This window comes from Streptomyces bambusae, from assembly GCF_019400985.1.
GTDB lineage: Bacteria > Actinomycetota > Actinomycetes > Streptomycetales > Streptomycetaceae > Streptomyces > Streptomyces bambusae_A.
On record NZ_WTFF01000288.1, the window covers coordinates 1 to 9,300 of the forward strand.

10 protein-coding genes, 1 tRNA gene and 2 pseudogenes are annotated in these 9,300 nt (G+C 71.0%); 11 read left to right on the forward strand and 2 right to left on the reverse strand.

The genetic code is table 11. From position 1 onward, the window contains the following. The 9 genes and pseudogenes from GPJ59_RS28665 to GPJ59_RS28705 all read left to right on the forward strand — a co-directional run. A pseudogene (locus tag GPJ59_RS28665) lies at positions 1-1,238 on the forward strand (plasmid transfer protein TraB); the annotation flags it as partial. A gap of 170 nt (positions 1,239-1,408) precedes the next feature. Continuing rightward, on the forward strand, positions 1,409-1,861 hold the full coding sequence (locus GPJ59_RS28670; protein ID WP_219670607.1) for a hypothetical protein: 453 nt from the start codon (positions 1,409-1,411) through the stop codon (positions 1,859-1,861). An 11-nt stretch (positions 1,862-1,872) separates the two neighbouring features. Continuing rightward, the gene (locus GPJ59_RS28675) at positions 1,873-2,022 is read left to right on the forward strand and encodes a hypothetical protein (RefSeq protein ID WP_219670608.1); all 150 of its coding nucleotides are present in this window, start codon (positions 1,873-1,875) and stop codon (positions 2,020-2,022) included. After that, positions 2,019-2,366 carry a hypothetical protein gene (locus GPJ59_RS28680; RefSeq protein ID WP_219670609.1) on the forward strand — a complete coding sequence of 116 codons (348 nt, stop codon included), beginning with the start codon at positions 2,019-2,021 and terminating at the stop codon, positions 2,364-2,366. Before GPJ59_RS28675 ends, GPJ59_RS28680 begins: the two co-directional genes overlap by 4 nt. Positions 2,367-2,386: 20 nt before the next feature. After that, positions 2,387-2,896, forward strand: coding sequence for a hypothetical protein (locus tag GPJ59_RS28685; protein ID WP_219670610.1), 510 nt, complete (start codon positions 2,387-2,389; stop codon positions 2,894-2,896). A gap of 84 nt (positions 2,897-2,980) precedes the next feature. Next, complete coding sequence (locus tag GPJ59_RS28690) at positions 2,981-3,910, forward strand: bifunctional DNA primase/polymerase (protein ID WP_219670611.1); 930 nt, start codon at positions 2,981-2,983, stop codon at positions 3,908-3,910. 130 nt (positions 3,911-4,040) lie between these two features. Next, the gene (locus tag GPJ59_RS28695) at positions 4,041-5,588 is read left to right on the forward strand and encodes a YfjI family protein (RefSeq protein ID WP_219670612.1); all 1,548 of its coding nucleotides are present in this window, start codon (positions 4,041-4,043) and stop codon (positions 5,586-5,588) included. Positions 5,589-5,800: 212 nt separating this feature from the next. Beyond that, positions 5,801-6,076, forward strand: a complete 276-nt coding sequence (locus GPJ59_RS28700; protein ID WP_374200933.1) for a helix-turn-helix transcriptional regulator — start codon at positions 5,801-5,803, stop codon at positions 6,074-6,076. Positions 6,077-6,096: 20 nt separating this feature from the next. Beyond that, positions 6,097-7,572 (forward strand): tyrosine-type recombinase/integrase, encoded by a 1,476-nt coding sequence (locus GPJ59_RS28705; protein WP_374200934.1) that lies wholly within the window; start codon positions 6,097-6,099, stop codon positions 7,570-7,572. A gap of 143 nt (positions 7,573-7,715) precedes the next feature. Here GPJ59_RS28705 and GPJ59_RS28710 read toward each other — a convergent pair. Further along, positions 7,716-7,787: transfer RNA gene (locus GPJ59_RS28710), tRNA-Arg, on the reverse strand. A 105-nt stretch (positions 7,788-7,892) separates the two neighbouring features. Between GPJ59_RS28710 and GPJ59_RS28715 the strand changes: the two genes are divergently transcribed. Together GPJ59_RS28715 and GPJ59_RS38950 are read left to right on the forward strand one after the other, a co-directional pair. Beyond that, complete coding sequence (locus GPJ59_RS28715) at positions 7,893-8,369, forward strand: response regulator (RefSeq protein WP_219670616.1); 477 nt, start codon at positions 7,893-7,895, stop codon at positions 8,367-8,369. A 48-nt stretch (positions 8,370-8,417) separates the two neighbouring features. Next, positions 8,418-8,639 (forward strand): annotated as a pseudogene (locus GPJ59_RS38950) (ArgS-related anticodon-binding protein NrtL); the annotation flags it as partial. A 372-nt stretch (positions 8,640-9,011) separates the two neighbouring features. Here the strand turns inward: GPJ59_RS38950 and GPJ59_RS37885 are convergent. Then, positions 9,012-9,146 carry a hypothetical protein gene (locus tag GPJ59_RS37885; RefSeq protein ID WP_258025058.1) on the reverse strand — a complete coding sequence of 45 codons (135 nt, stop codon included), beginning with the start codon at positions 9,144-9,146 and terminating at the stop codon, positions 9,012-9,014. Positions 9,147-9,300: the final 154 nt, after the last annotated feature.

The window sequence follows — 9,300 nt, forward strand, 5'->3', positions numbered from 1 at the left end:
ACGCCGGCCGCAACTCCACCCACGTCCTCATCGCCGGCGGCACCGGCTCCGGCAAGGGCGACACCGCGCTGAACGTACTGACGGAGATCCTCTCCCGCAAGGACGTCATCGTCGCGTTCTCCGACCCGAAAGCCTTCCAGGACTTCGCACCGCTGCGGCCCGGCATGGACTGGGCCGTCGAAGGCGGCACCGACACCGAAGTCATGGTGGAGGCCGTCCAGGCCGCCATCCCCGCCCGCACGCGCTGGCTCGGCGCGCACGGCTACCGCCAATGGGTCCCCGCCGCTGCCCAGCAGCAGACCAGCCAGGAGCACACCTGCCGGCCGGACGAGCAGGCCTGCGGCTGCCCGGGCATGCCGTTCATGGTCTCGTGGTTCGAGGAGGCCGCCAACACCCTGCGCGTCCTGGGCGACGACGCGTTCACCGGGATCGCCCAGGAGGCCCGCTCCGCCGGCATGGCGTTGATCGTCTCGCTTCAGCGGCCCTCCTACGACCAGATGTCCACCAGCACCCGCGCCTCCCTCCCCTCCGTCATCGCCCTCGGCTGCGACCCGCGCGACGAGGGATTCTGTCTGCCCGACGAGGTGCTGGCCGCGGGCGCCCACCCGGGCGCGTGGGGCAACCGGCGCCCCGGCTACTGCTACGTCGTCTCCCCCGGGATCGCGGAGGACCGGTACGCGTCCCCGGCGCGGACGCGCCGCTTCACCCGCCGGGCGGTGCAGGTCATGGAGCAGCTCGCTGCCTGGGCCCAGCACAACGGCGCCCCCGCCGACCCCATCACCGCCGGCGCCCTCACCTCCATCGCCGGACACCTCTACGCCGGCCGCCCGGCACCCACCACCGCCCCGCAGTCGCCCGCGCTCCGGGCCGTCACCGAGGAGGATCCCGACATGGAGCACGGCGGGCTGCTGGTGGACCCGGAGGATGCGCACATCGACCCCGAGGCCGACCTCCCCGGCCCGGAAGAGGGCGATGATGCCCCGATCTTCGGGCAGGGGTCGGGACATAAGCCGTCGCCGGAGGAGGCCCGGCGACTGTTCGCCGATGCGCTCGCGGACTTCGAGGCGGCCGGGCAGATGATCGTGGGGCCGAAGGACTTCATGGACTGGTGCGACCGAAACCGGCTCTCCCGCCCGTGGGTCTCCGAGCGGCTCAAGGAAGCCGCCCTCGCGGGCCGCCTGGAGGCGACGAACGCCACCGGACGGTGGCGCATCGTCCCCGCCCTGACAGCCGCCTGACACCTGACACCGTCAGACCGGCCTGACACCCAAACCCCTAGGCAAACCCGCTGTCAGACACCCCTGACACCACCGCCTGACACCCCTGACAGTCCCGCCTGACACCTCACCCATCGGGCCCGCGCCACCCACCACGGCGCGGGCCCGACCCACACCCAGGAGGCATGCACATGCCGCACGAACCCGTCGCCCACCACCCCGAACCGATCACCTGGCATCCCATCCCGCCCCCCTCCCCGGGGCCCCTCACCCCCGTCCACCAGCCGCAGGTACTGCCGGACGTCCAGACGATCCAGCTCCCCGACGGCCGCCTCATCACCGGCTACGCCCTCGCCCCCGCCAAGGCCTCCGAGCCCATCCGGGAGCGGTCGGCCATCAACCCGCTCGCCGTCAACATCGCTCTCGGTGGCATCGGCTTCGCCGCCGCATGCGGCGGCCTGATGCTCCTGACCACCTTCATCGCTGCCGTCGCCGCGCTGATTCAGCAGCTCATCATCCTCGCCGCGGTCATCTTCGGCGGCTGGATCGCCACCCAGGTCCTCGGCACTAGCAACGGCCGCGACGGCGGAACGGTGGTCAACATCCGCCGCGCAGTCTTCAAGCGCAACCACTTCCACAGCTGAGGAGAACCGGCATGGACATCGGCCCCGACGACACCGTGGTCGTGGAACTCGACTGCGACGAATGGCCCCGCTCCTACTCCCGGGTCCTCGCCTGGCGCCAGCTCGGCGAACTCCTCCTGAAGTTCGATGAGCTGGCCGACGCGACCGAGGGAGCCCAGTGATCCGTCGCATCCTGGCACGCCGCAGGCTGGAGCTCGTCTACCACCGCTCCTGGTACGCCCACCCCATCGGCAAGCGCCCGATCGGGCCCCGCCCGATGCTCGGCCTGCACCGCCTCCCCGACCCCCACTGCACGGACTGCGGCGGGCTCGGCGAGGTCGCGCACGGCAGCGCGAACGGCGAAGAGCCGGACTACGACGACTGCCACTGCGCCCCCTTCCTGCCGCTGGCCCACCTGTGGCTGCCCAAGGCCCCGTGCTGGGCCCGCCGCCGCCCGCGCGGTACGTGGCATGACCCCTGGTGCTCCGACCTGAGCTGCACTCACTGCGACAGCCCGCCGTTCTGACCCTGACCCGAGAGGCAGCCATGTTCGAGATCCGCGTCATCTGCACCCCGACCGAAGCCCCCGACATCACCAAGGCCCTGTCCGAGACGTTCACCACCGGCCAGGTCCGCCGACACCCCACCCGCGACGGGCAGCGCGTCCGCCTGTACGTCACCGCCGAGCAGCACCCGAGCCACCGGCCGGCGCCCGAGACCGCCTACGCCAAGGCCCCGAGCATCATCAGCGAGATCGGCTGGACCGCCCGCGGGGCCCGGGACTGCCTGCACGGCATCCAGGTCCGGGAGTTCTGGCTTCGCAAGGCCGCACTGCTGGACCGCATCGCCCTCGATGACGAGCGCCACCGCGTCCCCGGGGACGCGGCCACTCTGGCGGTCGAAGCGGCCCGCCGACTGATGGAGCTGGACGACGCCGCCGGGCTCGGCCCGAGCGACCACGCGGATGGCCCGTACGCCCCCGACCACCCGGACAGCATCCGTGAGCCCCGCGGCTACGTCCGCCAGGAGTACGCCCTCTGGATCGGCAAGCAGTAGCTGTGCCCGGGGCGGTCGCCTCTCGCCAAAGACCGCGACCGCCCCGGTTCTCCGTCCCTTCGACAGAAACAGGAGACCCCCAGCATGACACCAACCCATGCCCCCGCGCTGCTGAGCGCAGCGCTCGCCGCTGCTGAGCGCGGCTGGCCCGTCTTTCCCCTCCGCCCCGGTGACAAGCGGCCCGCGGGCCACCCCGAACGGAACTGCCCCCGTACCGGCCGATGCGCGGACGGACACCGCACCCCGGAACAGCGCGCCACCCGGGAGCCGGGACAGATCAATCAGTGCTGGCAGACAGGCCCGTACAACGTCGGCATCGCCACGGGTCCCGCCGGACTCCTGGTCGTGGACCTCGACATTCCCAAGGACGCCACCGACACCCCGCCGCCCGAATGGGACGGCATGAACGACGGACTCGACGTGTTCGCCGCCGTGTGCGAGGGCGTCGGCGAGCGGCTGCCGACCGAGACGTTCACCGTGCGGACCCGCCGCGGCGGACAGCACCTGTACTTCACCGCGCCGCCGGGAACAGCGCTACGTGGGAGCGCGGGGCGGCTGGGGTGGAAGGTCGACACGCGAGCCTGGGGCGGGTACGTGGTCGCGGCCGGCAGCATCGTCGGCGGAGCGCCGTACGAGATCATTCACGACGCGCCCCCGGCCCCCCTCCCCACGTGGCTTGGTGACCTGCTCACCCCGCCGCCGGCACCCGCCCCCCTCAGCGCGGCCGTCATCCGGTCCCGGATCGGCCGGGCCGACCGCTACGCGACCGCAGCCCTGAACGGGGAGGTCGCCAAGCTGCAAGCCGCTGTCACCGGCGCCCAAAACACCACGCTCTACAACGCGGCGTACGCCCTCGGCAGGCTCATCGCGGCCGGAACCCTCACCGAGCAGGAAGTCACGAACACGCTCACGGAGGTCGCCCTCGCCAAAGGGTTGGCGCCGTCCCGCGTCGCAGCCAGCATCCGCGATGGCATCCGCCGCAGCAGCCGCAACGCCGCCGGGGACGCGGCATGACCCCCGCGGACAACCCGGGCCTCGCCGCATCCACCGCAGCCCATGGCGGCAGTAGCGCGCCGAAGGTCGTCGGCCGTCAGGCCGTCCTTTCAGCCCGTCGTTCGGACCCGCAGGAAGGCAGGACCGCCGCATGACCGCGCAGCCCACCGACGCCGACCTCTGGGCCGGGTTCGACGCACTCGCCGCCGAGGAGGTGACCGGACCGGTCTGGGACGAGCCGGTGCCGCTCACCGCCCGCAGGGATCTCCCCATCTTCCCGGTGAACGCCCTTCCTCCCTGGCTGGCCGATATGGTGTCCGCCGTCGCGGAGGAGACCCAGACACCCGCCGACCTAGCCGGATGCCTGGCCCTCGCGGTCATCGCCACGGCGGCCGGCGGACGGGCCACCGTCTGCGTGCGCGGCCGGTGGCGCGAGCCGGTCAACCTCTACACCGCCGTCGCTCTGGACCCGGGCAACCGGAAGAGCGCCGTGTTCGCCCTCATGACCGAACCGCTCATGGCCGTGGAGAAGGCACTCGTGGAACTCTCGGGACCGGCCCGCGCCGAGGCCGAGACCACCGCCCGCCTCGCCAAGGCCGCCGCCGACAAAGCGGCGGCCAAGGCCGCGAACGCCGAGGCGGGGATGCGGGACCAGCTCACCGCCGAGGCCGTCGCCCTCGCCCAGGCCGCCGAGGAGATCAAGGTTCCGTGCAAGCCGCAGCTTGTGGCGGACGACGTGACCCCGGAGAACCTGGCGACGCTCCTCACCGAACAGGAGGGCCGGATCTCCGTCCTCTCCCCGGAGGGCGGCATTTTCGACATCATCGCCGGCCGCTACAGCGGCGCGCCCAACATGGAGATCTTCCTCAAGGGCCACGCCGGGGACATGGTGCGGGTCAACCGGCAGGGCCGCGAGGCCCAGCACATCGAACACCCCGCGGTGACGATGGGGCTGGCCGTACAGCCCGAAGTGCTGGAGTCCATCGGTCAGATCAAGGGCGCCGACGGCCGCGGACTGCTCGCCCGGTTTCTGTACGCCCAGCCCGAATCGCTGGTCGGCCGGCGGAACCTCACGCCGGACCTCATCCCGGACGACGTGGCCGAGGCGTACGCCCGCCACCTCGGGGGCCTGGCCATGGCGATGAACGGCTGGACCGACCCGGCAGTGCTCACCCTCTCGCCCGAGGCCGACGCGGTCATGCTGGCGTACCAGAAGGTCACCGAGTCCCGGATCGGCAAGGGCGGCTCGCTCGCCGCCATCGTGAAGTGGGCCAGCAAGCGAGACGGAGCGGTCGCCCGGATCGCCGGGCTGCTCCACCTCGCCACCCACACCGACAACGGATGGACGCGCCCCATCGAGGCCGCCACGCTCGCCGACGCGGCCCGCCTCGGGGACTACTTCACGGCGCATGCCCAGCACGTATTCGACGTCATGGGCGCAGACCCCGCCCAGGAAGCCGCCCACCAGGTCCTCGCCCACATCCGGGACGCCCGGCTGACCGGCTTCACCAAGCGGGAACTGTTCCGGCAGCTCTCCCGCGGGGAATTCCCCGCCATGGCCGACCTCGACCCGGCCTTGGCCCTGCTGGAGGAACACGGCTGGCTGCGACAGCAGCCCCCGCCCCCGCGCACCGGACGCGGCGGCCGGCCGCCCTCCCCGAAGTACGACGCGCACCCCCGCCTCGCCCGAAGCGAGTGACACAACCCCAGCCGGACCGACACAACTGACAGAACCCCAGCCTCGCCCCGCTGACCTGCGTAAACGCTGTTCGTGAGCGCCGTGACAAAACCTCCGGCAACTCCGACAGAACTCACCCTCTGGTTTCGACGGAAACCGGGACCGGAGGTTCTGTCAGAGTTTTCAAGGGTTCTGTCACGGCCCTCGAAATCGCCGAAATTGCAGGTCAGTGGGTGTGTGGGGCAGGTTCTGTCAGTTCTGTCAGTGACTCCGGTGTTTCTCGCCCACAGCTCTCTGCTTCGCGAAGGAGCCTCGCCGTGGCCAAGCCCCGCGACGAAATGCTGACCATCCCCCAGGTAATCGAAGAGATTGGCGTGCCGCGCGCCACGTTCTACCGCTGGCGACAGTGCAGGAAGGGCCCCAAGGCCATCAAGCTCCCGAACGGCGCGGTGCGAATCCGGCGATCGGAATTGGAGCGCTGGATCGCAACCCTGGAGGAAGCCGCGTGAACAACCGCAAGACCAAGCAGGTGCCGGGTCCCCGCGATGGTGGGGACCCGGCCCCGCCGGCCGATCTCACCCTGACAACGGATGTTCGTATATGGAAGATCACTAAGATTTTCAGCAAATCAGCCCCGTACCAACTGCGCTGGGTCGTTGCCGGAAGGGTGCGGCACGCCACCTTCGCCACGGTGGCGCTTGCTGAGAGCCGCCGCGCGGAATTGTGGGCCGCGATGACCAAGGGCCAGCCGTTCGACGTGGAATCGGGCCTGCCGGAGTCCGAACTCCGTGCGGCTGCTGCGAAGGACAACGCCAGGCCGGACCCCACCTGGTGGGACTTCAGCCGCGAGTACATGGCGGTCCGGTGGCGGACGGCCGCGGCGAAGACCCGTGAGGGGCTGGCTGACAGCCTCGCCACGGTGGCCATCGCCATGATGGGGGACGGAGCCAAGGCCCCGACGCCGGAGGAGGTGCGGCTGGCTGTGCGCTGGGCGGTCGTCCCGGCCCACCAGGGCGAGGAGCCCCCGCCCGAGCTGGTGGCGCCCTGTACGTGGCTCGCTCGCCGCTCACGGCCCCTCTCGGACCTCACAGACCCGAAGGTGCTGCGGGACGTCCAGTACCGGCTCGCCTTCAAGCTGGACGACACCCCGGCGGCGGGGGAGACCTACAAGCGGCGTCGGCGCGGTTTCAACACGGCCATGGAGTACGCGATCGAGTCGGGCTACCTGGACGTGAACCCTCTCGCCAGCGTGAAGCGGTCCGTCTCCAGGAGCGACGATGTGGTGGACCCCAGGGTCCTGGTCAACGCCGCCCAGGGCGCGCAGCTCCTCACCGCCGTCTCCTACGTCGGATCCATCCACCGAAACCGAGGGCGGAGGCTGGTCGCGTTCTTCGGCTGCCAGCTGTACGCGGCGATGCGGCCGGCGGAGGCGGTCGGGCTGAGGCAGGAGGACTGCTACCTGCCGGAGCAGGGGTGGGGCACTCTCACGCTCCGAGAGACGCGGCCGGTGTCCGGCAAGAAGTGGACCGACTCCGGGAAGCGCCACGACAGGCGGGGGCTCAAGTCGCGCGAGGTCAAGGCCGACCGTCCGGTGCCCATACCGCCGCTCCTGGTGGCGATGCTCCGCGATCACATCAAGGAGTTCGGCACGGCCAAGGACGGAAGGCTCTTCGCCAACGAGCGTGGGGCAGTGCTCGGAACATCCAGCTATTGGAGGGTCTGGCAGGAAGCGCGGCCTTTTGCGCTTCCTCCGGACCGGGCAGCCTCACCGCTCGCGCGCCGGCCGTACGACCTGCGGCACACCTGCATCACCAACTGGTTGAACGCCGGGGTGCCGGTGGCAGAGGTCGCCCGCCGCGCGGGCAACTCCCCGGAGGTCATCCACCGGCGGTACGAGGGGTGCATTGACGGCCACGAGGAACTGAACAACGCGAAGATCGCGAAGGCGATGGGCTGGACCGACCCGGCTGAGGAGGCGCCGGGCGGGGAGGAAGCAGCCACCTGAGTCCCCGTGTGTGGCTCACACGCCCCTCACACGGGACCAGTGCGTGACAACGACAAAGGCCCGGACTCAGTGGGACTGAGTCCGGGCCTTCATACGTGGCACTTCAGCTGGTCAGCGGCGTGATCGCGCTGTCTCTGCTGGAGTGCCCCCGGCAGGATTCGAACCTGCGCACACGGCTCCGGAGGCCGTTGCTCTATCCCCTGAGCTACGGGGGCGGGTCGCCGTCCTGCGGCGACGGAGAGAACACTACCAGCTTCGGAGGGGTGATCAGGAACGGGTTTGGGGAGGAGGGTGGGGGAGGTCGCCCGGAGGGGGTGGAAGTGGCAAAAACCCGGACGCGGGGGCCTCGGTCGACCTACTCTCGAGTTGTGTCAGGCGCCTCGGGCCGGGTGCTTGTTGTCGACGACAACAAGGTCATCCGGCAGCTGATCAAGGTCAATCTCGAGCTGGAGGGCTTCGAGGTCGTGACCGCGGCCGATGGTGCCGAGTGCCTGGACGTCGTCCACCGGGTCTGCCCCGACGTGGTGACCCTGGATGTGGTCATGCCTCGGCTCGACGGGTTCGGGACGGCCGCGCAGTTGCGGGCCGATCCGCGGACGCGGGACCTGCCGGTGGCCATCGTCAGTGCCTGTACGCAGTACGAGGTGGAGAGCGGGATCGCGGCCGGGGTGGACGCCTTCCTTCCCAAGCCCTTCGAGCCCGCTGAGCTGGTACGGGTCGTGCGGCGGCTCACCGAGCGCAGGCGCCGTGTTCACATGGCGAAACCGGTTCGCCTTCAGGGGGACCTCCTCCCCTAGGCTGGTCCCGTGACCCCCGCCGACCTCTCCCGCACCGTTGCCGACGCCGTGCGGTGCGCCGTGGCGGACGGGGAGCTGGCCGTAGAGGTGCCCGCGCGCGTGGTGGTCGAGAGGACCCGGCCCGGGGGAGTGGGGGAGTACGCCTGCAGCGTCGCGCTGCGGATCGCCGGCCCCGCGGGGAAGCCCGCCCGGGAGGTCGCCGGCCTGTTGCGGAAGCGTCTTGCGGGGTTGCCGGGGATCGCGAGCGTGGACGTCACCGGACCCGGATTCCTCAGCTTCGCGATGAGTGGGGACGCCTGGGCGGATGTGGCTCGGGACGTGGTTGCCCGGGGGGCCACCTACGGGTGGTGTGTGGATCATCGGCCCAGCAGTTCTCCCAGTAGCCCTTCCAGTAGCTCTCCCAGCGGCCCTTCCAGCAGCCAGGTGGCCGGGCCCGGCGGGCGTGAGCTCGTCGTGCGGGAGGCTGTCGGGCGGATCTTGCGGAGTCAGGGGATCGAGGGGATCGGTGGTGATGCCGGTCTGCTTCGTGTTGCCCCCGTGCCCCGTGGTGAAGGGGACGTCGTGCGGCGGTTCGGGGCGGAGGCTGCCCGGTGGGCCATGCTGGCCGTGCCTCCGCAGGAGCGGCCCGTGTTTTCCGAGCGACTACTGCTCCAGGACGAGAGCAGTGATCTCTTCCTGGTGCGGTACGCCCACGCCCGCAGCCGCGCCCTCGTACGGAACGCCGCCCAGCTCGGGTTCACCCCCGATATCGAGGCCCGCCCCGATGCCGAGGTCCACGCCGTAGCCCCCCCCCCCCCCGCAGCCCCCGCCCCCCCCCCAGACCCCCCCCCCCCCCCCCCCCCCCCCGCTCTCTTTCCCCCCCTACCCCTCCGCCGCGCTCCCCCCCGCATTGCTACTTGCCGCAGCCGTGCTGTCGTGCATCGAATCATAC